This is a genomic window from Komagataeibacter medellinensis NBRC 3288 (genome assembly GCF_000182745.2).
GTDB classification, from domain to species: domain Bacteria; phylum Pseudomonadota; class Alphaproteobacteria; order Acetobacterales; family Acetobacteraceae; genus Komagataeibacter; species Komagataeibacter medellinensis.
Genome location: NC_016027.1, coordinates 1,286,636 through 1,309,098 on the forward strand (window position 1 = coordinate 1,286,636; position 22,463 = coordinate 1,309,098).

Below are 22,463 nucleotides of genomic sequence, written 5' to 3' on the forward strand. Positions count from 1 at the left end.
CGGTCCGTCAATGCACGGCGTTGGTACCGGACTTCGGGGCCTCAGCCTCAAGCTGCCTGCGGGCCTTCTCCATCTCCTGCTCCATGGAGGGGTCGGATGTCGGCATCTTCAGGTGTAATTTTTCCAGTGTATCAATAATCGCCTCGATCACCACCAGGCGTTCAAACCATTTCTGGTCGGCTGGCACAACGACCCACGGCGCATCGGGGTGGGCGGTACGGCGGATCGCCTCCTCATAGGCATGCTGGTAATCATCCCAGTACTGGCGCTCATGAATATCGGAGGGGGAGAACTTCCAGTTCTTGGTACGGTGCTCGATCCGGCGCAGGAAGCGTTTGCGCTGCTCTTCCTTGGACAGGTGCAGGAAGAATTTGAGCACCAGCGTACCCTGCCGCGCCAGATACCGCTCGAAATGGTTGATATCGTGATAGCGGTCTTCCCAGAAGCTCGGCTTGTGGCGCAGGGTGGATGGCAGGCATTCGTGCTCCAGCAGTTCAGGATGCACGCGGGTCACCAGCACTTCCTCGTAGTGACTGCGATTGAAAATGCCGATGCGTCCTGCCGCCGGAGCGGCAAGGTGCTCGCGCCACAGATAGCCATGCGACAGTTCGACCGGCCCAGGCTGCTTGAAGGACGTGACACTGACCCCCTGCGGGTTGATACCGGACATGACATGCTTGATCACGCCATCCTTCCCACCCGCATCGAGTGCCTGCAGCACGATCAGCAGCGACCACGTCCCGTTGGCATACAGGAGCGACTGCAACTGGGAGAGACGGCCAATCCGCTCCCTGAGCAACTGCTTGCCGGCTTTCTTGTCCAGCCCGCAGGCATCCGCCGCCCGGGTGGGGCAGGCAGCAAGGGAGAAATCATGGCCGTTGTGAACGGTAAAACGACGGGCCAGCTTATTGGAAGTATCTTTCTTGGGCATACTCAGTCCTTCATGCCACGTGCAACCGACAGGCCACCGGCTGCCTGGCAGGTGGGCATAAGTTCGATCTCATTGATGTTGACGTGCCGGGGCAACGAGAGCACCCATGCCACCGTCTCAGCAATATCAGCAGGCAGCAGGGGGTTCGTGCCTTCGTACACGGCGGCCGCCTTCGCATCATCACGCAGGCGCACGTTACTGAACTCACTCCCCCCGCACAGGCCGGGTTCCAGGTTGGTCACACGCACGTTGTTCCCCAGCAGGTCACACCGCAGGTTGCGGGTGAACTGGCGGACAAAGGCCTTGGTCGCCCCGTACACATTGCCACCCGTGTAAGGATAGATAGCCGCCGTGCTGCCCAGCGCAATGACATGGCCCCTGTCGCGCGCCAGCATGCCCGGCAGCAACACGCGCGTCAGTTCGACCATGCCGGTCACGTTGGTGGCGATCATGGTCTGCCAGTTGGCGATCTCGGCCTCCTGCGCCTTTTCCATACCCAGCGCCAGCCCTGCGTTATTGATCAGCACATCCACATCACGCCAGCCTTCGGGCAGGCTGGCGGGCAGGCCTGCAATGGCTTTGGCATCATTCATGTCCAGCCGGAAGGGCAGCAGGTCAGGGCCGAGGTGTGTCGCCAGTTCATCAAGCCGCTCCTGCCTGCGCCCGGTTGCAATGACCCGGTAGCCATCATGGACAAGGCGCTCGGCAATGGCCCTGCCAAACCCGGCGGTAGCGCCCGTTACCAGTGCGATCTGCTTCATCATGCTTCTCCTGCTAGGATACGGAATAGCCTTGCATATCGGCATGCTCCCGTCATGGGGGGATGGACATCAAGCGCCCCTATGCCTGAAATGGTTGCAAATCAGGCCAAATCCGGTTCTATGGTGGTGCATGGCTTCATTCACGACAACTCCAGGCCGTAGCCTGACGGGTCACCTGCTGGTGGCCACACCCGCCCTGACCGACCCTGCCTTCGCGCGCAGTGTCATTTACCTGTGCGCCCACACGCCCGAGGATGGGGCGATGGGTCTTGTTGTCAACCGCCGTCTGTCACAACCCGTTCTGGACGATGTGCTTGAACAGCTTGGCATCGCTCCCGTGCCGCCGCGCCGCCGCATCAACCTGTGCGCGGGTGGGCCGATGGATAACGGGCGTGGTTTCGTACTACATACATCGGACTGGAGCGGTGACGGCAGCCTACCGGTAGACCGCACCACTACGCTGACCGCCAGCCTGGATGTGCTACGCGACATTGCCGATGGCAATGGTCCCGCCAATGCCCTGCTGGCCATGGGTCACGCCAGTTGGAACGCAGGCCAGCTGGAAGAGGAAATGCTGCACCACGATGCATGGGTGGCCGCTCCCGCCACCGAAGCCATCGTGTTCGGCCCCGACCACAACGCCAAATGGCGGCAGGCGCTAGCCAGCGTACACATCGACCCCACATGGTACAGCATGGCGGCCGGCCACGCCTGAGCCGTTCCCGTGCTGGCTACCAGCGCAGGGAGGGCACGCAAGCCACGGGAGACAGCCCCGCAGCCGTAACTTCGGCCACGGCCAGGTCATGATCGGGATTGCGCCCTTCCGCCCAACTGCCACCCAGCATTTCCTGATGGATGCCACCAAGCACCCAGCAGCCATCAATGCCTGCGGTTTTCGCCCCGCGCATGTCGGTTGCCAGCGCATCACCCAGCGCCAGGACCCGCGCGGGCGGCACATCGAGCAGTGACAGCGCCAGTCCGTACACTTCCGGGTAGGGCTTGCCGATCCAGCGCACCTTGCACCCGTGCGCTTCATACCAGCTTGCCATGGCCCCGGCACAGATCAGCCGCTGGGTGCCACGGATGACCTGCTGGTCTGGATTGGCGCAGATCATGGGCAGGTGGCGTGCCGCACACTGTTCCAGCATGGGCAGGTAGGGGGCGATCTCGTTCTCGCCCAGTTCGGCATCGGGTCCAGTATTGAGCACGAAGTCAGCCTGTGCCGGATCCTCCACCACATCAAGGTCCAGCCCGGCATAGACATCCACATCCTTGTCCGGGCCAAGATGGACCATGCGGCGGCCAAGGGCTGCAAACCACGGGTCGGTGCGCGCAGCCAGCATGCGGTGTGTGCACTCGCCACTGGTCATGATGCCATCATACAGGTCAGCACCGACAGCCATGCGGCGCAGGCCCGTCTCCACCGTTGCGGTGCGCCGGGGCGCATTAGATAGCAGCACGACCCGCTTGCCCGCCGCGCGCAGGTGTCCAAGACAGTCCAGCACGCCCGGATAGGGGGCAACGCCATTATGCACGACCCCCCACAGGTCCAGGATATAGCCGTCGTAATCGCTGCCCAGCCCGGCCAGGCCGTCATGCCATTTCATCACAGCGCGGTGCCTTTGGCATCAGCCAGTGTCTCGAAACCCTGGGCGCTCAGGGCGCGGCGGGTCTCGGCCTTGAGGCGCGCAAGGATGGCTGGGCCTTCATACACATAGGCAGTATAGACCTGCACCAGATCGGCACCCGCGCGCACGCGGTCCACGATATCGGCGCCGGTCTCGATCCCACCACATGCCACCAGCGCCACACGGCCATTGGCGACCTTTGCCACACGGGCCAGCATGTCCTGCGCCAGCGCACGCAGCGGGCGACCGGACAGGCCGCCTGCCTCACCCGCATCGGGACTGAGCAGCCCGGCGGGGCGCGATATGGTGGTATTGGACACGATCAGCCCCTGTACGCCGCCTGCAATCGCAGCTTCCACCACCGCAGGCACGTCATCATGCGCGATATCGGGCGAGAGCTTGACCAGAAGCGGCGGTCGCTCGGGATGGGCAGCATTGATCGCATCCAGAATGCCCTTCAGGCGCGAAGCCTCCAGCAGGTCACGCAACCCCGGCGTGTTAGGCGATGAAAGGTTGATGACAATATAGTCGGCATAATGCTTTACGCGCCCAACCAGCATCGGGTAATCGCGCTCAGGGTCGGCACCGGTCTTGTTGATGCCAAGGTTGGCGCCTACCGGCACCCGGCTACCCATAGCGGCCCGGCGCGGTGACAGCACACGATGCAGGCGGGCCATACGCACGGCAAACCGGTCGATGCCGTGGTTGTTGAAGCCCATGCGGTTGATGATGGCGCGGTCTTCGGTCAGGCGGAACAGGCGAGGCTGCGGATTGCCCGGCTGCGGGCGGGGGGTAACGGTCCCGGCCTCCACAAACCCGAAACCCGAGCGTGCCAGCGGGCGGACAACCTGGGCGTTCTTGTCAAAGCCCGCCGCCATGCCGATGGGGTTGGGAAAGCGCAACCCCATGGCCCTTACCGACAGGGCCGGATCATCATTGCCGGGGCGCACGACCCCACCCAGGCCAAGGTGCAGGGCATCAAGGGCGATACGATGGGCGACCTCGGGGTCCAGGCGGCGCATCAGCGGCAGAATCAGGCGCGACATAATATTCATGGGGAAAGTGTTGCCGCAATTCCGCGCCGGGGGAAAGAGGCAACCGCCCCAGCGGGCAAAGGCCCATCGGCGCAAGCGTGCTGTCGGCAGAACCCGGCAGGAACGGAACGCCCGGTTTGCCGCCAACCGGGAGCGGACACATGGTTACGTATTGTCTACATCTAATATGAATTTCCACATGCCGACATATTCCCCATCCCGGAAACTCCCTTGCAATATATTGTTTGTTTTTTTGTTGATCGAAAACAATACGGATTTTGAATCTGGAGAATCCTCTTTATCCAGAACATAATATTCTCCATCCATCTTTATTTCACTGTTAAATGCATCATGGACCATTCCGCCCGACCGGACTGCCCCCACTAGCCCGGTGCAGGTTTCACGGCATCCACAGCAGGGGCCGGATCGGTAGGGAAGCGGATCAGATAATAGGGCGGAACCCGTAGGTCATGTCCGCCATTGAAACTGCCCAGACGGTTCCACTGCCCGAGCGTGCAGTAAACCATGTCGCCATCGACAAATATGCCATCGGGCGAGAGGATGCGCGGATCATGCACCATGGTATCGAACGAGCCATCGGTATTGCGGCGGAAGATGGCATCATGCTCGAAATTCGTGGTGTAAATACGCCCCTTCGCATCATTGGCCAGCCCGTCGGCAACCCCCTTTTCCCCCAGGTCACGGATACCGGCGGCAAGCTGCGTGTCATCCTTGGAAAAATCGGACAGCAGGCTGGTGGGAATGCTGTACAGCCGCCTGCTGGTCAACTGACTATAATACAACGTGCCGCCATCGGGCGAGAGGGTGATGCCATCCACCCCGCCCCATACAAAGCCGGGCGGGTGCCGTGGCGGGTCGAATACCAGCGGCCGCCCTTCCACCACCGCCATGAAGCCCCGCTCGGCCTGTATGGAAGGGTGCCCGGCCAGAACCCGGCGCTGGCGGCCGGTCGCGATATCTACCACCACAAGGGCAGGCGACATGCCAAACGAGGAATCCGTGATATAGACCGTGCCCTGCGCCCCGTGAGTCAGGTCCACGCGCAGGTCATTCATATGGCTGTCGGGCAGCAGGGCAGGCGCGTGCAGGACAATACTGGCGAAGATGCGGTTGGTGGCCGGATCAATGCCAATGATCTTGGCAGCGCCCGGTGTCAGTGGATGGCCTGCCAGTTTGCCGTCATCAATGGCCCACAAGCGACCTTGCGTATCGGTGGTCATGCCGTGGATGGACATAAGCCTGTCTGCTGGCGCGCGGTCTGAGGGCATGCTGTGCGCCGCATCGGGATAGGGATAAAGCCTGCCATCCTTCAGTTCCGCAAGCGTCGCCCCCCTGTGGTTGACCGCATGGCGGGGAAAGCCCACGAAGACCCGCCCATGGGTAACGGCAATGCCCGACGGTCCCGGCCCCTCGAAGCGGGCCACCACCTCGAACGGACCGGATGAGGCGATGCCATGGTCCCGATTGATGACCGCCAGCGCGGGTGGGGCCGCCTGCGCCACGCCACCCAGCGCCACCAGCAGTGACACGATGACAGCCAGTCGGCCCCGTCTATGTATGGACATTATCATCATTCCCCCTATGCGCGCTGCCTGCGGCCCATTCATGCAAGCCTATGCGCACAGGGTAACCAAGGCGCCGCACGCGGTCCTTCACAATCAGTTCAGGGGCAGGGAAGCGGACGGATGCGCGGACGAGAGGGTACGGCGGACTTTTGCCACATCGCCAGCCGTTACGGCGGGCGCACTGTTGCCCCATGCCGCCCGGATGAAGGTAACCGTATCGGCTACAGCCGCATCATCCATGCGCGCGGCAAAGCCGGGCATGACAAAGGCGGATGGCGCCTGCCGGGTGGCGCGTAGCGTATTGCCCTCCAGCACGATGTGGATGAGGGAGTCAGGGGCGGGGTCCATCACCACCGGGTTGCCCGCCAGCGGTGGGAAGGTGGTGGGATAGCCGTGCCCGTCGGTGCGGTGGCAGGCGGCACAACTATCCACATACAGCCGCGCGCCACGGGCCGATACATCACCCGCATGCAGCGCCTGGCCCGCTGCCGGGTCATAGGTCCAGCCCCCCGCCACGGTATGCGCGGCGGGCGACAGGGTCTTGAGGTAGCGGGCGATGGCCAGCCTGTCCTCATCGCTCATATGCTGGGTGCCATGGCCAATGGCATCAGTCATGCCGCCAAACGCCGCCCCCAGTGGCATGCGGCCCGTGGCAAGGAAGCGCGTGATGTCCTGCTCGTTCCACCGGCCCAGCCCCGTGCGGTCCTCGCCACGCAGGCTGACGGGCCGCCAGCCATCCACCGCATCGCCACCAGAAAGATACAATGAGCCATCCTGCGCCGTCAGAGCCTTTTCCTGCATGGTGATGGCACGCGGCGTATGGCAGGCACCGCAATGGCCCGGCCCCTCCACCAGGTAGCTGCCACGGGCCACCAGCGGATCGGAGAACTGGCGTACGGCCATGGCACGGCGAATGTGCTGCGGGTCAGGCGCGAACAGCCAGCGCCACACGGTCAGTGGCCAGCGCATGGATAGCGGCCACGTCATGCCATTCTGCACCACCGGGGTGGCCACGGGTTTTACGCCATGCATGAAGTAGGCATACAGCGCATGCATGTCCTCATCCGTCATGCGCGCATAGGATGGATAGGGCATGGCCGGATACAGGCTGGCCCCGTCGCGGCGGATGCCCTTTTGCAGGGCGCGCGCGAACTCAGCTTCGGAATACTGCCCGATGCCCACCTTGGGATCAGGCGTAATGTTGGGGGCATACAGCGTGCCCGTGGGCAGGTGGAATGCAAGACCGCCCGCAAAGGGCGCGCCACCGGGCACGGTGTGGCAGGCCGCGCAATCGGATGTGATGGCCACGTATTCGCCCCGCGCCACCACGTCATCCTGCGCGCATGCACGCCCGCCGGGCATGAGAGAGGCCACAAGTCCCGCCGCCGCCAACAGGCAGCGCGCAATGCTGCGTTTCATCCCCCTTACCCCGCCAGCGGCCCGGGATGGGCAAGATAGGTGGTGCGGATATGGTGCGCCGCCCAGTAAGCAAGGGCCGCGACCATGCCCGTCGGGTTGTAGCCCGTGCCCTGCGGGAAGGCATTGGCCCCGATTACAAACACATTATGCACATCCCATGACTGCAGGTAGCGGTTGAGCGCGCTGGTGCCGGGGTCCGTTCCCATCACGGCACCACCGCCCAGATGGGTGGTCTGGTACTGGCGTGTATCGAACGGTTTGCCGAACTCCCGTCTGGTCAGGTGCACCTGACGCGCCCCCATGGCCTTCGCTACATCACCGATTTTATCGACCACGTAGCGGTTCATGCGGATGTCGTTGTCTTTCCAGTCAAACGTCATACGCAAAAGCGGCTGGCCGTGGGCGTCCTTCCATGTCGGGTCAAGATCCAGGTACACGTCACGATAGGCCATGTTGGTGCCGTGCGCATCGATGCGCAGGGAATGGCGGTAGGTATCAATCATGCCCGCCTTCCACGCACTGCCCCAACGCGGCGTGCCAGGCGGGCCGCCGGAATGGGCGGCCGCAATCGCCTTCACACCCGCCTGGTTGACCCAGACGGGCGATCCCCCCACGAAACCCAGCGGCCCGTGGTCGAAGTTCTCGCTGTTGAAGTCATCAAACGCCACACCGCCGCCACCTGCACCAATATACTGGTTGGTCTCGGTCTTGGGGTCGAGCCAGACGGTGCTGGTGGTTACGTTCTGATAGACGAAATTACGCCCCACCACGCCTTCGTTCCTGGCCGGGTCATAAGGCTTGCCAATGCCCGAGAGCAGCATGAGCCGCACGTTATGGAACTGGAAGGCACTGAGAATGACCAGTTCGGCCGGCTGGGTAACAGTATTGCCTTCGGCATCGACATAGGTGACGCCTGTGGCGCGCCTGCCATCGGAATCCAGTTCCACCTTCAGCACATTGCAACTGGCACGCAGTTCAAACAGCGGGTGGCGGCGCAGCACGGGCAGGATGTTCACATTGGGCGAGGCCTTGGAATACATGTAGCAGGCATACCCGCTGCAGTACCCGCAGAAATTGCACGGCCCCATCTGTGCGCCATACGGATTGACATACTGGCGCGATGCGTTGGCCGCAGGCAGGGAATAGGGGTGGAAGCCCGCTTCCTCCGCCGCCTTGCGGAACAGATGGGCGGTATAGACATCCTTCAGCGCCGGCAGCGGAAAATGGTCCGAGCGCGAGGGAGAGAACACATTCCCCTTCCCCACCACCTGTCCATTGACCTTATAAGGCTCACCTGCGGTACCGAACACCTTTTCCGCCTTGTCGAAGAAGGGTTCCAGTTCCTCATACGTCACGCCGTAGTCCTGCAGGTTCATCCCCTCGGGTATGAACTTCGCACCATATTTCTCGATCACACGCGTGCGCAGGCGCAGATCATCGGGCGGTATGCGGAAATGCACGCCCGACCAGTGCAGCCCCGCACCGCCTACCCCCTCACCGGGCAGGAAGGCGGCCATGCGGCGATAGGGCAGCGCGACCTGCTGGCTGTTGTTGCGGATGGTGACGGTGTGTTTGGACAGGTCCTGAAACAACCTGTAGCGGAAATTACCCTCAAGCTCGTCAATCGAGGCAGGATAGGCGCCATCGGACGCCGTACCGCGATCCGGTCCGCGTTCCAGCACCACGACCGAGCGCCCGGCCTCGGTCATTTCCTTGGCCATGATACTGCCGGCCCAGCCGCCCCCCACAATCACCACATCAACCGGGTCCAACCTGCGTGCGTCCGCGCTCATGCTCTCTCTCCCGATATGGAGACACTGCCCAGCGGGTAATGCGCACCGTACTGGTCCACCCAGTCCATGAAATCGGCCCGTGCGCCGGGGAAGCCCAGCATGGCCCAGCCACCCATCCCGGTATTGCCGCCGTGAATGGGGTCACTGAACGCCCCTTCCATGACATTGGCCAGCAACTGCTCAAAAAACACGACTGATGGAATATCACCAAACACCAGACTGCCCTTTTCAGCCGCCTGCAGCAGGCCGTCCTGCACGGTAGGGGCAAGGCTTGCAAAGGGCTGGCCGTGCCGGGTGGCGGCATGCGCATTCATGCCCGCAATGCCGTGGCGGTACAGGTCACGCGGGGCATAAGGTAACTGGTAGCCCAGATTGGCGGCTCCCTGCACAAAGGGGCCGCTCATGTACCACTGTTCACCTCTGGCATAAGGCGTATCCATCTGGCGGTCGATGAAACGCGGCACATCCAGCGCCACGGCACCGGGGCCACTGGCATCGGCAGGGATCAACCGGTCACAGGCAGCGACAAGAAACGCCCATTCGGCGGCATTGAAGAACTGTGGCCTGTAGGGTGCTGCTGCTGCCCGGCCCGCAGGGGTCAGGGCCGTGCCACAGGCCACAGCCCCGGCCAGCCCGAGTATGAATTGCCGCCGCGACGACGTGAACCGTAAACCGCCAATACCCAAAAAGTATGCCTTCCCGCTACACGATGACCCGTCCCTCACGCCATTCGTGAGGCACACAGGGATGCCTAGACCATTTTCTCGTCATTTTTCTTAATGCAAGAAAATATGATCGGCAAAAAATGGCGGGACACTATCCGTCGCAACAGCCCTTCAGGGCTATGGCGCATTGCCCTTGCCATCTCTTTCCTGTTCCGCCTTCTGGGCTGCCAGACGCTCCACGCGCGCCTGCTTGCGCGCAGCGCGCGTCGCCCGCCATGCCTCCACCGCCGAGCGCCGGGGCGCCGACCCGCGCTGAGCGGCCCTTGCATCCGTAGCGGACGACTGGGCCTTGCCATGGCTGGTCTTGCGCCCCTGCCCGGCCGCAGGAGTTGCGGTCCTGGTGGGACGGACCTTGCGGGATGCAGGTCTTACGCTTTCATCCATAGCCATGTGACCTCAAATAACAATATGAAATGAAATAATGCGGTCTGCCCGGACTGCACCGTCGGGTATATCCCGGCCATCAATACCCACAGGCCCGACAGATGGCAAAAAGGCTGTCACCGGGCTCCATTCGGGCAGGCCCTCCGTTGCCTGTCAAGGCCAGGACGCACAGAAACCGGCGTGTCGCCCCACCGACACGCCCTTTAGGTGCGATGTCATGTGCAATGACTTCACGAGCCATTTCCATGCAGTTCCAGCCCGGCAGAATGGCCGCGCCCACCATCAGTCGCCTTGACCGGAAGGCAGAGGGGGCCATATCCACACCCCATGCGTGCGTCCCTTTTCCTGCTGCAAAACCTCGGCACTACCTGCCTGGCCTCCATGACCGATGCGGCCATGGGCTATCCGCAGGCACTCGTGCGCCGGATCGGCCATCCGGTCATATGGATCGGAGGACTGATCGGCACGCTGGACCGGTGGCTCAATACGCCACGCCGCACACCATGCCAGCGCAGACTGGCAGGCTTCGTGGCGGCAGGCGTGATCGCGGCCCTGCCTACGGCCAGCGCCATGATCATCGCCCGGCTGATCCGGCACCTCCTGCCACGCTGGATGGCGCTGCCGGTTACCGCCGTGCTGGCCAGTTCGCTCGTGGCGCAGCGCTCGCTGCATGACCATGTGCTGGCCGTGGCACAGGCAGCGGATGAAAGTCTGTCTGCCGCCCGCATTGCGGTCTCCCACATTGTAGGACGTGACCCTGAACAACTGGATGAAGCCGGTGTGCTGCGAGCCGCAACCGAAACACTGGCCGAAAATTTTTCCGACGGGATCGTAGCCCCCCTGCTGTGGATGGCAGTGGGCGGCCTGCCGGGCGCGGTGTTCTATAAATCCGTCAACACGGCAGACAGCATGATCGGCCACCGCACGCCCCGGCATGAAGCCTTTGGCTATGCTGCCGCCAGGCTGGACGACCTGGTCAACCTGCCAGCTTCGCGCGTGTCGGCCCTGTGGATCATCCTTGCGGCGCTGACACTGCCGGGCATGCGCGCGGGGGCCGCACTGCACACCGTATGGCGCGACGCCCGCGCCCACCGTTCCCCCAATGCGGGCTGGCCAGAGGCCGCGATGGCCGGCGCGTTGGGCATCCGCCTATCTGGCCCACGCACCTATGACGGCGTGCCTGTTGCCGAGCCATGGGTGGGCGACGGCACGCCCGCGCTGCGTCCCGATGACCTGTACCGTGCCCTGAAACTCTACCGCCGGGCCTGCCTGATCCAGACACTGGCCGGGCTGTCAGCCCTTGGCCTGCTGGCATGGCGCAGGCGCCAGAGAACTGCCTGACAGGACAGCCCGGCAAAAAGCAGGTAATCATACAAAAGTTTTTGGTAAAGCTTTTTACAAAAAGGCGACACCCAAAAAACTTCTATTCCGTTTTGATCAATACACTATGCTTGCACAGTCTACAGGCCGGGCCAGAGCCAGCAGGGCATCAAGGTCAAGATGCGCTTCCAGATGATCGGCCAACGCATCAAGTGCTGCGTCAATCCGCATGTCATGGTCATACCCGTGCGAGATACCACCCAGCCGTGCCAGCAGCGCCGCGCGTGCCGCACCATCGGCCAGCAGGCCATGCACATAAGTGCCCCATATCCGCCCCGACGGGCTAACCGCGCCATCAGGCCGCCCACACAGGTCAAGCAGGGGACGGCTGGCATGGTCGGGGCCTGTTGTGCGGCCCATATGCATTTCATACCCCCGCACGCGGGCCTGTTCAGGAAGCAGGTGGCCCTTTACCGCCTCCAGCCGCTTGCCGCCTTCCAGCACGGTGGCCACATCCAGCAGGCCCAGTCCGGCCACGGTGGCGGGCGGCCCCTCTATTCCGCCGGGGTCGGCAATGCTACGCCCCAGCATCTGGTAGCCGCCGCATATGCCCAGTACATGGCCGCCCCGGCGCACATGGGCATGGATATCGATATCCCACCCTTCCGCCCGTAGTACCGACAGATCGGCAATCGTGGCCTTGGCGCCGGGCAGGATGACCAGATCACACGGCGGCAGCACCTGCCCGCGTGGCACCATGTGCAGCGAGACGCCATTCTCCGCCGCAAGGGGGTCAAGGTCATCGAAATTGGCGATCATGGGCAGGCAGGGCACAGCAATGCGCAGGTCGCCGCCTGCCACCGCGCCTCCAGGCGCAAGGTCGGCGGCATCTTCCGCAGGCAGGTCGCGCACGCGATCAAGAAACGGCACAAGCCCGATGGGCTGCCAGCCCGTGCGGGCCGCAATCGCCTCCATCCCCGCTGCAAACAGCGACGGGTCGCCCCGCATACGGTTGACGACAAAACCCTTTATACGCCGTGCATCTTCCGCCGCCACCACGGCCTGTGTGCCCACAAGGCTGGCAATGACCCCACCGCGATCAATATCGCCCACCAGCACCACATTGATGCCCGCCGCCTGCGCGAAGCCCATATTGGCGATGTCATCGGCGCGCAGGTTGATCTCGGACGCGGAACCCGCCCCCTCCACCAGCACGATGTCCGCCTGTGCTGCAAGTGTGTGGAAACTCTCCAGAACCTCGGGCATCAGCCCGCGCTTGAAGGACTGGAAATCACGCGCGCGCACCTGCCCACGCACCTTGCCACGCACCACAAGCTGCGAGCCGGTCATGCCCTGCGGCTTGAGCAGTACGGGGTTCATATCCACGCAGGGCAATACCCCGCAGGCACGCGCCTGCAGCGCCTGCGCGCGCCCGATCTCACCACCATCTGCCGTAACGGCTGCATTGTTGGACATGTTCTGTGGCTTGAAGGGGCGCACCTGCAGCCCGCGCCGGACCAACGCGCGTGCCAGACCCGCCACCAGCACCGACTTGCCCACGGACGAGCCGGTGCCCTGAATCATGAGCGCGCGCGCGGGCATCAGAACTCGATCCCGGCCTGCGCCTTGACGCCTTTCTTGAAGTGGTGGGCCACCTGCGTCATTTCAGTGACCAGGTCAGCGGCCTCGATCATGGCGGGCCGGGCGTTGCGGCCGGTCACTACTACATGCTGCATGAAGGGACGGGCGGCGATATCGGCCAGCACTTCATCTATGGGCAGGTAGTCGTAACGCAGCGCGATGTTGAGTTCATCAAGGATCACCATGCTCACATCAGCACGTTTCAGCGCCGCGCGCGCCTGATCCCATGCAGCGCGACAGTTGGCAATGTCACGCGCGCGGTCCTGCGTGTTCCAGGTAAAACCCTCGCCCAGCGCATGCCATTCCACCTGGTCGCCAAAGCGTTCGAGCGCCTTGCGCTCCCCCGTGTTCCACGCGCCCTTGATGAACTGGATCACCACGATGCGCCCACCATGCGCCAGCGTGCGCAGCGCCATGCCGAAGGCGGCGGTGGATTTGCCCTTGCCTGCCCCCGTATGCACCGCCAGCAGTCCCTTCTCCATGGATTTGCTGCTGACTTCCCTGTCCTGGACCTGCTTGCGCTTGGCCATCTTTTCACGGTGGCGGATTTCTTCGGGGGTAAGGGTCATTTCATCTCCATTGGCAGACCTGCCACCACAAAAACAACACGCGCAGCCTCACGCGCAATAGCCTGATGCAGCACTCCAGCCTCATCACGAAAGCGCCGGGCCAGCGCATTGTCGGGCACGATCCCCTGCCCCACCTCGTTCGAGACCAGTACCGTCGGCCCCGCCCGGCGGCCAAGGGCGCTCAGCAGGTTCCGCGTTACCTGCCCAATATCACGTTCCGCCAGCATGAGGTTAGTCAGCCACAGGGTCAGGCAGTCCACCAGCACGGGGCTGGTGGCGGCTGCATCCAGCGCGCGCGGCAGGTCAAGCGGTTCCTCCACCGTGTGCCAACCCTGCCCCCGCCGTGCGCGGTGGGTGGCGATGCGGGCTGTCATTTCCCCATCATGGGGCTGACAGGTGGCCAGATAGGTCCATGGCGCAGGCCAGGCAGGAAACAGTCCTTCCGCAAAACGGCTTTTACCTGAGCGGGCGCCACCCAGCACAAGAATGCAGCCCTGCATGCCGCCATGGCTGGCCTGTGGGGGGTGCGCCTTCATTTTCTTCTCCACCATCTTGCATCATGGCCCATAAGACCACACAACGCTGTGCATGCCACCCCGTCTTTCCTCCCCGCAGAACATGGCTGCGCTCCGCGCGCTGTGCATCACCCCTCCCCCTGCCGATATGGCGGCAGGCCACGCCATTGCCCACCATGATGCCAGCCTGACCAAGCCACCGGGCAGCCTTGGGCGGCTGGAAGAACTGGCCCGCTGGGCGGGGCAGTGGCAACGCACCGCGTGGCCACGAGCCGAACGGGTAGAGATCATCGTCTTTGCTGGCAACCATGGCGTGACTGCACAGGGTGTTACACCGTGGCCCACCGATGTCACGCGCCAGATGGTCGAAAACTTCCGCAATGGGGGAGCGGCCATCAACCAGATCGCACGCGTATCGGGGGCGCAGTTGCGAGTGGTTGCGGTTGAGGAACTGCGTCCGACAGCAGATTTTACACACGCCCCCGCCATGGATGAGCCTGCCTTCCTGCGCGCCGTAGCCTGCGGCATGGCGGCGGTCCGCCCCGGCACGGACCTGCTATGCCTGGGGGAAATGGGCATTGGCAACACCACCACGGCCGCTGCCGTATGCGCAGGGCTGTTTGGCGGGGGCGGCGGCGCATGGGCCGGTCGCGGCACCGGGCTGGATGATGCGGGCGTGCGCCACAAGGCACAGGTGATTGATCGCGCACTGGCCCACCATGCGGCCCACCTGCATGACCCGCTGGCGGTGATGCGCCATCTTGGCGGGCATGAACTCGCCGCCATGCTGGGGGCGGCCATTGCCGCGCGTCATTACAATATTCCCGTACTGCTGGACGGTTTCATCTGCACCGCCGCCGTGGCTGCGCTGGAGGTGCTGCACGCTGGCGGGCTTGACCATACCCGGCTGGCCCACTGTTCGGCCGAAAGCGGGCATGGCCGCCTTGCTACGGCCCTTGGCCTGTCACCGCTGCTGGAGCTGGGGCTGCGGCTGGGTGAAGGCTCGGGCGCGGGGCTTGCCATACCGCTGGTACGCGCGGCCACCGCCTGCCTGTGCGGCATGGCCACTTTCGCGCAAGCCGAGGTCAGTGGACGGAAATGAGCACGCTGGCCCGCCTACGTGCCGACCTGGCCTGCGGCATCGGCCTGCTTAGCCGCCTACCCACGGGCTGGCTGGGTGGAACCGACCTACCCTGGTCCATGCCGCGCAGTATATGGTGCTGGCCGCTGGTAGGGGCCGTGCTGGGGGCGGCAGGCGCGCTGACCTATGCCAGCCTACGGCATTGCGGCATTGCGGCATTGCCCGGTGCGGGGTGGGCCATCAGCCTGCAACTCCTGCTATGCGGCGGGTTGCATGAGGATGGGCTGGCAGATATGGCCGATGGCTGTGGCGGCGGCCATGGGCGGGCGCACAAGCTCAAGATCATGCGCGACAGCCGGGTGGGCAGTTACGGGGTGATGGCGCTGGTGGTGGCCATACTGGTGCGCGTGGGGGCACTGGCCGCCATGCCGGGGGCTACGGCACTCGTGGCGCTGCCCGCAGCGGGTGCACTGGCGCGAGCGGCCATGGTGGGCGTGTTGTGGCGGCTGCCCCCCGCACGCAGCGACGGGCTGGCCAGCACGCTGCACCACCTGCCCGCCACGGCACTGGTGGCGTGTCTGTGCATGGCCGGTGGCCTTGCTGCCGTGCTGCTACCCGGCACGCGGGCGGTGACAGCCGTGGCGGTGGCGGTAGCCGCCACCGGGATCATGTGCCGCCTTGCACGATGGCAGCTTGGCGGCCAGACGGGTGACGTTCTTGGTGCAACGGCAGCCGTGACGGAATGTGCGATTCTGACAGCCCTGTCGTGAACAGGGGATTCCCCTGCTCCACCACCCGCACTGACCCCAATGGGGGGGATGGGGCCAGCAGGCTGCCCGGCGCCCCCTGAACCATACCCTGCATCAGGCGCAGCGGCCCCCCGTGGGTTATCACGCCGCAAGACTGGCCCGTGCGCTGCATATCCGCCCAGAACTGGCGGACGCGGGTGCGCAGGGCGCTCCCGCTTTCCCCGCCGGGGGGGGTAAATCCGCTCACATCAGCCGCCCATTCATCAAGAGCCGCGCGGGAAATGTAGTGCCAGGGGCGGCCTTCCCATTCCCCGAAACTGATTTCACGCAGACGTGAATCAATCCGCAGGTCCACATTCATGAACTCCGCCACCCGTTCGGCCACCATCCGGCACCGGCGGGCAGGGGATGAAAACAGAATCCGGCATCCTACCCCCTGCATGACCGTGCGCAGGCCATCAGCCATACGCTCCCACCCTTCAGCCAGAGCAACGTCCTGCTGGCCGTAACACAGGCCTTCCACCCCGGTAACCGCGGGGTGGCGCGCCAGCACAATTGCAAAACGGTCAGTCATGCGCCCCTGCTCTCCAACATGTTGTACCCAGCATCCGCGATGTTCACACACATCGCCATAAGACGGACAAGGGGGCAGCTACCCGATAAAAACATGCCACTTTTCGACCTTGTGAACACCACAGGACAAAACCTGAACGTACCGGACCAAATAAAGCCTGTTTACAAAAAGTCCCTTATTCTGCATATCAACATCAGTATTTCTGTACATCGTGACTTGCCGAGACCCTGGATCTGCACCAGCCTGTGCTCCAGACCGGAAGGATGACCAGCATCATGCGGATATGGGCCAGCGCCTGCCTGCTTCTGTGCCTGCCTGCAAGCGCCAGTGCCACAGGCCTTTTTGGCGTGACCCATCCCACGCTGGCCTGCGGGGATGACGCGATCCTGCGCAGCCTGTCCGACCGCGCCATTACCGCCCAGCAGTCACCCGCATGGCGCAAGACCCTGTTCCGGCAGGGGGACTGCCATCTGGTCACACCCGATCTCCGCTGGGAGAAGATCGCCAACCGCAACGGGCTGCCGCTCATGCGCCGGGTACCGCCCGTGCCGGGACTGCCACCGCTATATTTCATGACAGGGGACATCGCCCCCCTTGCTCCCACACTGGCCGGCCCCTCCTCCATGATGGCCGAGCGGCATGCACTACCGACCCTGCCCGTCGCAGCCCCGCAGGCAGCCCTACCCGAATCCACCCTACCGGACGAAACCCCGAAAACGCACGTCGTTCCCCCGGTCATCGTACAGCATGCGGACACACCGCTGCCCACAGACCTGTTCTTCATGACCCGTGGCTTCCAGAAGCTGGGATCACTGATCCTGACGCTGATGCTCGCTGGCGGTGCAGGGTGGATTGCAATCTTGGTACTGCGCACGATCTGGCGCATGACACACCGCCGCCGCGCCATACACCAGTGCATGGAACTGACCAAGCGCCACCGCCCCATGCTGGCACGGTGGTACCAGCAGGCCCAAGCCGATGGCAGCCAGGCGCAGACCGCATGGGAGACGCATGTCGAACGCTTTTCGCATGCCACCCTCATCCCTGCCCTGACCCGTTCGGGCCGCAACGCGTCATGGCCCGACATACGCAGGACGGTGCAGGCGCACGTCACTACCGTCGCGGCCAGTCCCCAGCCCGGCGCCCAGGCGAATACCACCGCGCCCGGATTCTATCATCAGGACATGAACCAGGAGGAGTATGCTGCCTTCTGCTCCCAGTGGATCGGCAAGGCCGGGTGGGAAACCCACCCCCCCGTGGCCACTGGTCTCGGTTCGGTCATACAGGGGCACAGGAACGACCTGAAGATGCTGGTCCATTGCTGGATGGACCGCAAACCGGTGCATGAGGACGTGATCTTGCAGGGCATAAAGGAAAAGACGGACAGCAAGGCCGATATCGGTGCCATCGTGTCCAACGCGCCCTACACGCAGGAGGCCCTGCTGCTGGGCAAGAAGCACCGCGTGTTCCTGCTGCACCATGAAGACATATTCAAGTTCGTATCGGGCATAGAAGTGCCCGATGTAGCCTGACAGGACAGGCGCGCCCGCCGGGGCCTATTCACGCGCCTGCCGTGCCGCCAGCGCGTTGAAGCATACCGCAACCCCCTGGGCCTGCGTGGGGTTGCCATCAAGGAAACGGGTATCATCCTCCCGCTTCTGTCCGGTTATGCGCGTTGTGCAGTAATCGAACAGGGCGCGGCTGTCGCGCACACGCGCGCAATTGAGCAGACCGGCAAAGCTGACATACCCCACATGCCCGGCCAGTCCCGTCACATAAGCCGCGCACCGCCTGAGCACAGGGGCGGGCACCTTGCGCGCCATGATGGCGGCATAGGCGGCTTCCTCCCGACTGGTGCAGGCATTGCTGCCTGCGGCTTCATGACGGGTGGCGCAATACTGCACGACGGCACCGTGCAGGTAGCCGCCCTCGGTCGTGCTGTGGGCCCACACCGCATCCGCCATGCGGCGATAGTGATACACACCCGCACGCCGGTTGGGGGCAATCGCGCTGAAGGACACCGGACGTGAGCCGCAATACAGGCTCATGTCATAAATGTCTGGGCTTTCAGGCAGGCTTTCAAAATCCAGGTAAAGCGGGTTGAGCGGCAGGGGGCACAGGGTTGCCCCCGATGGCAGGCGCGGGTTCTGGCCATACTCCACCTGATAGACCAGATGGCTGCCACGTGCCGGCACCAGCGTCACTTCCAACTGTTCGCCATTGGTCAACTCGATCCCGCTTTCCGACAGGCGCAGTTCTCCCGTCTCACCCGGCACGGCACGGCCTTCGGGGCGCAGCACGAAATACTGCGGGGCATCATGCGCCAGTTCGCTGCCTTCAAAATGTTCATTATCGGCATGGGCGAGAGCAGTGGAGAGCAGGCATGCCAGCACGGCCCCGAGTACACCCATGCCCCCCCGACATGCAGGCCACCATCCCCGTTGTGCAGATTCCATTTCAGGCATGTCCTGGGGGCTCCTCAATAGACCAATAATTAGGCATAAATTGCTGATGTTTTGAAAATAATGACTGTTTATTAGTCATAACGTATTTATTAAGGCATCCATACTTGTCAGTCATTAGCGCGTCTGACAATGTTCGCTGTAGAACAACCATTTGATGCCACATGATATTTCTTTCCATAACATCCCATACCACCGGCTGGCAGCCAGACGGCACAGCCACCCTTGCAGATACACAGACGGAAACTGCATATTTTTTGCACAAGCCTGCCGCCCCGAACCGGACCGTCGTCTGAAACACGGGGTATATCCATATTACGACAGCACGCGAGCGTCATCAGCCTCATCATGACAGACAGACCGGACCCGCCACCCGTTGCCCGACACAGTTTTGCCTTTCCTCCCGTGCCGATCATGGCGGAGATCACAGCATGAGCAGACCAGACCCCGCGCAGGAAGACAGCACGCCCATCGTGCCGGAGGAAGATGACGGCTATCAGAAGGGCCTTGGCGCGCGCCAGATCCAGATGATCGCCGTAGGCGGCGCGATCGGGACCGGGCTATTCCTGGGTGCCGGGTCGCGGCTGCAGGCGGCAGGCCCTTCGCTGGCGCTGGTCTATCTGGTCTGCGGTCTGTTCTCGTTCCTGATCATGCGTGCGCTGGGCGAACTGGTGATGTACCGTCCGACCTGCGGCAGCTTTGTCTCCTACACACGCGAGTTTTTGGGGGAAAAGGCGGCCTTTGTCGCAGGCTGGCTGTCGTTCCTGAACTGGGCCATGACCGGCATTGTCGATATTACGGCGGTTGCGCTCTACATGCATTTCTGGGGTACATTCGCCGCCGTGCCACAATGGGTCTTTGCCCTGATGGCGCTGGGCATTGTTGCAACTCTGAACATGGTGGGCGTGAAGTGGTTCGGGGAGATCGAGTTCTGGTTCTCTCTAATCAAGATCGTGGCGCTGTGCCTGTTCCTGGTCATTGGAAGCGTCATTCTGGGTGTGCGGATGCCGGTGGGCGGCCACCAGACAGGTCTGCACCTGATTGCCGACAATGGTGGCCTGTTCCCGCACGGGCTGGTGGCCAGCCTGCTGCTGGTGCAGGGCGTGGTATTCGCCTATTCCGGCATTGAACTGATCGGCACGGCGGCGGGGGAATGCGCTGATGTGCGCACGGTCCTGCCGCGCAGCATCAACAGTGTCATCTGGCGCATCGGGCTGTTCTATGTGTTCTCGGTCGTGCTGCTGGTCAACCTGCTGCCCTGGACGGCCTACCACGCGGGCACCAGTCCGTTCGTAACCTTTTTCGAGGCGCTGGGCATACCCGGTGTCGATACGATCATGAACATCGTGGTGCTGACCGCCGCGCTGTCCAGCCTCAATTCCGGGCTGTATTCCACCGGGCGCGTGCTGCGCGCCATGGCACTGGGAGGGGCGGCACCCGGCATGCTCGCGCGCATGAACACGCATTCCGTACCCGCCAACGGCATCCTGCTTACGGTTGCGGTCTATCTGGTGGGGGTGGTGCTGAACTATATCGTGCCATCGCAGGTGTTCGAGATCATGCTGAACATGGCCGCCCTTGGCATCATCAGCACATGGGCCTTCATCCTGCTCAGCCAGATCCGGCTGCGCCAGGCGGTCCGCAGCGGGCGGATCGCACCGACCGGTTTTGAAATGCCGGGCGCCCCCTTCACCTCATGGTTGACACTGGCCTTCCTGGGCGGCGTGTTGGTGCTGATGGCATGCGATTACCCCAACGGCACCTGCACGCTGGCCAGCATTCCGGTGGTGGGGCTGCTGCTGGTGGCGGGCTGGAAATACCTTGCCCCCACCCATAACGCGCACGCCGCCCGGACGGACGACACATCTCCACCCACGGCATGAAACCCGGCGGAGGAACTGCCATTCCCCCGCCGGTCCAGCCAGTTTTGTCAAAGCAAGGAGTACTGCAAGAAATGTCCTGATACCGTGCCTGCTGCCACAGTGCATGGCCCCACGACACCCCGCCCTTACGTTCCCCCGCCATCAACAAGACCCGGTACGCACTGCCATGCGTGAAGGGATGTTCAAAGCAGGAAATGGCCGTAACCATGTCTCCCACAATACCGGTCAGCGCAGTGCAGTGCGCGGGCAGCCGACGCCTGTGCAATGCAACCACATTGCAGGCACGGCCTGATCACCCCTATCATGCACCATCATACATTACGATTTCGGAATCAATATTATTCGTTGCGCTATCGGTTTTTACGCTGTTGGGCCCCACCCGCCCGGCATGGGCGGAAAACACGGGCAATGGCGTTGCTGCCGGTTCCCAGGGTCAGCGGGAGGCCTATACCCAGTGGTATACCGGTTCGCTCGTCTCGCCTTCCGGCGCACTGACAAAGGCAGGCGTCTTTGCATGGGAACCGTATGTCGCCTACAGCCAGCCAGTGGGCTATCTGGACAGTACAGGTGGCGGCATGCCGGTCCATGACCGGGCGCACGCGGTCTCGAACTTCACGCTTTACAAATATTCCATCACCAACTCCATCAGCCTGCAGATGACACCGGACATAAGTTACGGCTGGCGCAGGGGCCATGGTGGTACGACCAGTGGCCTGAAAATGGGTGACCTGCCAGTGGATGTCATGTGGCGCTACCTTGATGCGGACCCGAAGCGGTTCATTCCGGCGCTAAGCGTATTTGTGGGGGTGGCCTTTCCCTCAGGCGACTATACCCGTCTGGGGCGCGATGAAGATGGCGTGGGTACGGGCACCTATACCTTCCGCCTCGCGTTTACGGAACAGTCCACCTATACCCTGCCCGGCCACCATGAACTGCGACTGCGCATGTGGGGTACGTTCCGCCGTGCGCTGACACAGGCGCACATTGCCGATACCTCCAGCTATGGCACCACCGCTGGCTTCCGTGGGCTGGCGCATCCGGGCATGTATGGGGAGAGCGGCTTTTCGCTGGAATATGGTGTGAACCAGAAATGGGTCATCGCAATGGACCTGGCACGCGACTGGGCCAATGGCGCGGTCGTGCGCGGGCATGACGCGCAGGGGCGTTACCAGAACCTGCTGGGGCAGGCTTCGGGTGACTGGCTGATAGCCCCGGCCATTGAATATAACTGGTCGCCCCGCTTTGGCGTGATTGCCGGGGTGACGGCCATCTTTGCCGGGCATAATACCGGGCAGGTCATCTCACCACAGGTGGCGTTCAACAGTATTTTCTAAAAATCGCACACACTGCAAGACTATTTAAGAACAAAAGTTTCTGGGTGCCGTCTTGTTTCAATAAAGGTGACGCT

Annotated in this window: 21 protein-coding genes; 7 read left to right on the forward strand and 14 right to left on the reverse strand. The window is 63.1% G+C overall.

Translation table 11 applies throughout. The features are described from left to right. Positions 1 to 7: 7 nt before the first annotated feature. Both GLX_RS05860 and GLX_RS05865 read right to left on the reverse strand, forming a co-directional pair. Positions 8 to 931, reverse strand: coding sequence for a polyphosphate kinase 2 family protein (locus tag GLX_RS05860; protein WP_014105084.1), 924 nt, complete (start codon positions 929 to 931; stop codon positions 8 to 10). Positions 932 to 933: 2 nt separating this feature from the next. Continuing rightward, positions 934 to 1,692, reverse strand: a complete 759-nt coding sequence (locus GLX_RS05865; protein WP_041247209.1) for an SDR family NAD(P)-dependent oxidoreductase — start codon at positions 1,690 to 1,692, stop codon at positions 934 to 936. Positions 1,693 to 1,822: 130 nt separating this feature from the next. Between GLX_RS05865 and GLX_RS05870 the strand changes: the two genes are divergently transcribed. Then, positions 1,823 to 2,407, forward strand: coding sequence for a YqgE/AlgH family protein (locus GLX_RS05870; protein ID WP_041247210.1), 585 nt, complete (start codon positions 1,823 to 1,825; stop codon positions 2,405 to 2,407). A 16-nt stretch (positions 2,408 to 2,423) separates the two neighbouring features. Here the strand turns inward: GLX_RS05870 and GLX_RS05875 are convergent, their stop codons facing one another. The 7 genes from GLX_RS05875 to GLX_RS05905 all read right to left on the reverse strand — a co-directional run bounded on the left by GLX_RS05875 (position 2,424) and on the right by GLX_RS05905 (position 10,267). Next, entirely contained in the window at positions 2,424 to 3,299 is an 876-nt protein-coding gene (locus GLX_RS05875) for a TIGR01459 family HAD-type hydrolase (protein ID WP_014105087.1), read from the reverse strand. After that, entirely contained in the window at positions 3,299 to 4,375 is a 1,077-nt protein-coding gene (locus GLX_RS05880; protein ID WP_014105088.1) for a quinone-dependent dihydroorotate dehydrogenase, read from the reverse strand. Before GLX_RS05880 ends, GLX_RS05875 begins: the two co-directional genes overlap by 1 nt. 362 nt (positions 4,376 to 4,737) lie before the next feature. Further along, complete coding sequence (locus GLX_RS05885; protein WP_041247653.1) at positions 4,738 to 5,946, reverse strand: L-dopachrome tautomerase-related protein; 1,209 nt, start codon at positions 5,944 to 5,946, stop codon at positions 4,738 to 4,740. Positions 5,947 to 6,033: 87 nt separating this feature from the next. Next, positions 6,034 to 7,359, reverse strand: coding sequence for a cytochrome c (locus GLX_RS05890; protein WP_014105090.1), 1,326 nt, complete (start codon positions 7,357 to 7,359; stop codon positions 6,034 to 6,036). Positions 7,360 to 7,364: 5 nt separating this feature from the next. Next, complete coding sequence (locus GLX_RS05895) at positions 7,365 to 9,152, reverse strand: GMC family oxidoreductase (protein WP_014105091.1); 1,788 nt, start codon at positions 9,150 to 9,152, stop codon at positions 7,365 to 7,367. Then, the gene (locus GLX_RS05900) at positions 9,149 to 9,838 is read right to left on the reverse strand and encodes a gluconate 2-dehydrogenase subunit 3 family protein (RefSeq protein ID WP_050856092.1); all 690 of its coding nucleotides are present in this window, start codon (positions 9,836 to 9,838) and stop codon (positions 9,149 to 9,151) included. The genes GLX_RS05895 and GLX_RS05900 overlap by 4 nt, the downstream gene beginning before the upstream one ends. A 156-nt stretch (positions 9,839 to 9,994) precedes the next feature. Continuing rightward, positions 9,995 to 10,267, reverse strand: a complete 273-nt coding sequence (locus GLX_RS05905; protein ID WP_014105093.1) for a hypothetical protein — start codon at positions 10,265 to 10,267, stop codon at positions 9,995 to 9,997. 321 nt (positions 10,268 to 10,588) lie between these two features. On the opposite strand from GLX_RS05905, the gene cbiB reads away from it, so the two are divergent. Then, the gene (gene cbiB / locus GLX_RS05915; protein ID WP_014105094.1) at positions 10,589 to 11,602 is read left to right on the forward strand and encodes an adenosylcobinamide-phosphate synthase CbiB; all 1,014 of its coding nucleotides are present in this window, start codon (positions 10,589 to 10,591) and stop codon (positions 11,600 to 11,602) included. A 96-nt stretch (positions 11,603 to 11,698) separates the two neighbouring features. On the opposite strand, the gene GLX_RS05920 is transcribed toward cbiB, so the two are convergent. The 3 genes from GLX_RS05920 to cobU are packed head-to-tail and all read right to left on the reverse strand — an operon-like array spanning position 11,699 to position 14,327. Next, positions 11,699 to 13,183: a cobyric acid synthase gene (locus tag GLX_RS05920; protein ID WP_014105095.1), complete on the reverse strand. Its 1,485-nt coding sequence runs from the start codon at positions 13,181 to 13,183 to the stop codon at positions 11,699 to 11,701. Then, positions 13,183 to 13,791 carry a cob(I)yrinic acid a,c-diamide adenosyltransferase gene (gene cobO, locus GLX_RS05925; RefSeq protein ID WP_014105096.1) on the reverse strand — a complete coding sequence of 203 codons (609 nt, stop codon included), beginning with the start codon at positions 13,789 to 13,791 and terminating at the stop codon, positions 13,183 to 13,185. Before cobO ends, GLX_RS05920 begins: the two co-directional genes overlap by 1 nt. Then, a complete protein-coding gene (cobU, locus tag GLX_RS05930; protein ID WP_231850409.1) occupies positions 13,788 to 14,327 on the reverse strand; it encodes a bifunctional adenosylcobinamide kinase/adenosylcobinamide-phosphate guanylyltransferase in 540 nt (179 codons plus the stop codon). Before cobU ends, cobO begins: the two co-directional genes overlap by 4 nt. Positions 14,328 to 14,379: 52 nt before the next feature. Between cobU and cobT the strand changes: the two genes are divergently transcribed. Continuing rightward, positions 14,380 to 15,408 (forward strand): nicotinate-nucleotide--dimethylbenzimidazole phosphoribosyltransferase, encoded by a 1,029-nt coding sequence (cobT, locus tag GLX_RS05935; protein WP_014105098.1) that lies wholly within the window; start codon positions 14,380 to 14,382, stop codon positions 15,406 to 15,408. Beyond that, entirely contained in the window at positions 15,405 to 16,157 is a 753-nt protein-coding gene (locus tag GLX_RS05940) for an adenosylcobinamide-GDP ribazoletransferase (RefSeq protein WP_014105099.1), read from the forward strand. The genes cobT and GLX_RS05940 overlap by 4 nt, the downstream gene beginning before the upstream one ends. Here the strand turns inward: GLX_RS05940 and GLX_RS17035 are convergent. Beyond that, positions 16,054 to 16,710, reverse strand: a complete 657-nt coding sequence (locus GLX_RS17035; protein WP_014105100.1) for a histidine phosphatase family protein — start codon at positions 16,708 to 16,710, stop codon at positions 16,054 to 16,056. The genes GLX_RS05940 and GLX_RS17035 overlap by 104 nt on opposite strands. 263 nt (positions 16,711 to 16,973) lie before the next feature. On the opposite strand from GLX_RS17035, the gene GLX_RS05950 reads away from it, so the two are divergent. After that, on the forward strand, positions 16,974 to 18,242 hold the full coding sequence (locus tag GLX_RS05950) for a hypothetical protein (RefSeq protein ID WP_014105101.1): 1,269 nt from the start codon (positions 16,974 to 16,976) through the stop codon (positions 18,240 to 18,242). Positions 18,243 to 18,266: 24 nt separating this feature from the next. Here GLX_RS05950 and GLX_RS05955 read toward each other — a convergent pair whose 3' ends face one another. Then, complete coding sequence (locus GLX_RS05955) at positions 18,267 to 19,121, reverse strand: hypothetical protein (RefSeq protein ID WP_148268640.1); 855 nt, start codon at positions 19,119 to 19,121, stop codon at positions 18,267 to 18,269. A 482-nt stretch (positions 19,122 to 19,603) separates the two neighbouring features. Here GLX_RS05955 and GLX_RS05960 point away from each other — a divergent pair, with 482 nt between their 5' ends. Together GLX_RS05960 and GLX_RS05965 are read left to right on the forward strand one after the other, a co-directional pair. Continuing rightward, positions 19,604 to 21,055 carry an amino acid permease gene (locus tag GLX_RS05960; protein ID WP_014105103.1) on the forward strand — a complete coding sequence of 484 codons (1,452 nt, stop codon included), beginning with the start codon at positions 19,604 to 19,606 and terminating at the stop codon, positions 21,053 to 21,055. Positions 21,056 to 21,249: 194 nt separating this feature from the next. Beyond that, entirely contained in the window at positions 21,250 to 22,389 is a 1,140-nt protein-coding gene (locus GLX_RS05965) for a hypothetical protein (RefSeq protein WP_014105104.1), read from the forward strand. Positions 22,390 to 22,463 lie beyond the last annotated feature (74 nt).

What these genes read in the sequence shown, in the direction of transcription:
- GLX_RS05860 (WP_014105084.1), bottom strand. Translation starts at nt 931, where the DNA reads ATGCCCAAGAAAGATACTTCCAATAAGCTGGCCCGTCGTTTTACCGTT.
- GLX_RS05865 (WP_041247209.1), bottom strand. Translation starts at nt 1,692, where the DNA reads ATGAAGCAGATCGCACTGGTAACGGGCGCTACCGCCGGGTTTGGCAGG.
- GLX_RS05870 (WP_041247210.1), top strand. Translation starts at nt 1,823, where the DNA reads ATGGCTTCATTCACGACAACTCCAGGCCGTAGCCTGACGGGTCACCTG.
- GLX_RS05875 (WP_014105087.1), bottom strand. Translation starts at nt 3,299, where the DNA reads ATGAAATGGCATGACGGCCTGGCCGGGCTGGGCAGCGATTACGACGGC.
- GLX_RS05880 (WP_014105088.1), bottom strand. Translation starts at nt 4,375, where the DNA reads ATGAATATTATGTCGCGCCTGATTCTGCCGCTGATGCGCCGCCTGGAC.
- GLX_RS05885 (WP_041247653.1), bottom strand. Translation starts at nt 5,946, where the DNA reads ATGATAATGTCCATACATAGACGGGGCCGACTGGCTGTCATCGTGTCA.
- GLX_RS05890 (WP_014105090.1), bottom strand. Translation starts at nt 7,359, where the DNA reads ATGAAACGCAGCATTGCGCGCTGCCTGTTGGCGGCGGCGGGACTTGTG.
- GLX_RS05895 (WP_014105091.1), bottom strand. Translation starts at nt 9,152, where the DNA reads ATGAGCGCGGACGCACGCAGGTTGGACCCGGTTGATGTGGTGATTGTG.
- GLX_RS05905 (WP_014105093.1), bottom strand. Translation starts at nt 10,267, where the DNA reads ATGGCTATGGATGAAAGCGTAAGACCTGCATCCCGCAAGGTCCGTCCC.
- cbiB (WP_014105094.1), top strand. Translation starts at nt 10,589, where the DNA reads ATGCGTGCGTCCCTTTTCCTGCTGCAAAACCTCGGCACTACCTGCCTG.
- GLX_RS05920 (WP_014105095.1), bottom strand. Translation starts at nt 13,183, where the DNA reads ATGCCCGCGCGCGCGCTCATGATTCAGGGCACCGGCTCGTCCGTGGGC.
- cobO (WP_014105096.1), bottom strand. Translation starts at nt 13,791, where the DNA reads ATGACCCTTACCCCCGAAGAAATCCGCCACCGTGAAAAGATGGCCAAG.
- cobU (WP_231850409.1), bottom strand. Translation starts at nt 14,327, where the DNA reads ATGAAGGCGCACCCCCCACAGGCCAGCCATGGCGGCATGCAGGGCTGC.
- cobT (WP_014105098.1), top strand. Translation starts at nt 14,380, where the DNA reads ATGCCACCCCGTCTTTCCTCCCCGCAGAACATGGCTGCGCTCCGCGCG.
- GLX_RS05940 (WP_014105099.1), top strand. Translation starts at nt 15,405, where the DNA reads ATGAGCACGCTGGCCCGCCTACGTGCCGACCTGGCCTGCGGCATCGGC.
- GLX_RS17035 (WP_014105100.1), bottom strand. Translation starts at nt 16,710, where the DNA reads ATGACTGACCGTTTTGCAATTGTGCTGGCGCGCCACCCCGCGGTTACC.
- GLX_RS05950 (WP_014105101.1), top strand. Translation starts at nt 16,974, where the DNA reads ATGACCAGCATCATGCGGATATGGGCCAGCGCCTGCCTGCTTCTGTGC.
- GLX_RS05955 (WP_148268640.1), bottom strand. Translation starts at nt 19,121, where the DNA reads ATGGGTGTACTCGGGGCCGTGCTGGCATGCCTGCTCTCCACTGCTCTC.
- GLX_RS05960 (WP_014105103.1), top strand. Translation starts at nt 19,604, where the DNA reads ATGAGCAGACCAGACCCCGCGCAGGAAGACAGCACGCCCATCGTGCCG.
- GLX_RS05965 (WP_014105104.1), top strand. Translation starts at nt 21,250, where the DNA reads ATGGCCGTAACCATGTCTCCCACAATACCGGTCAGCGCAGTGCAGTGC.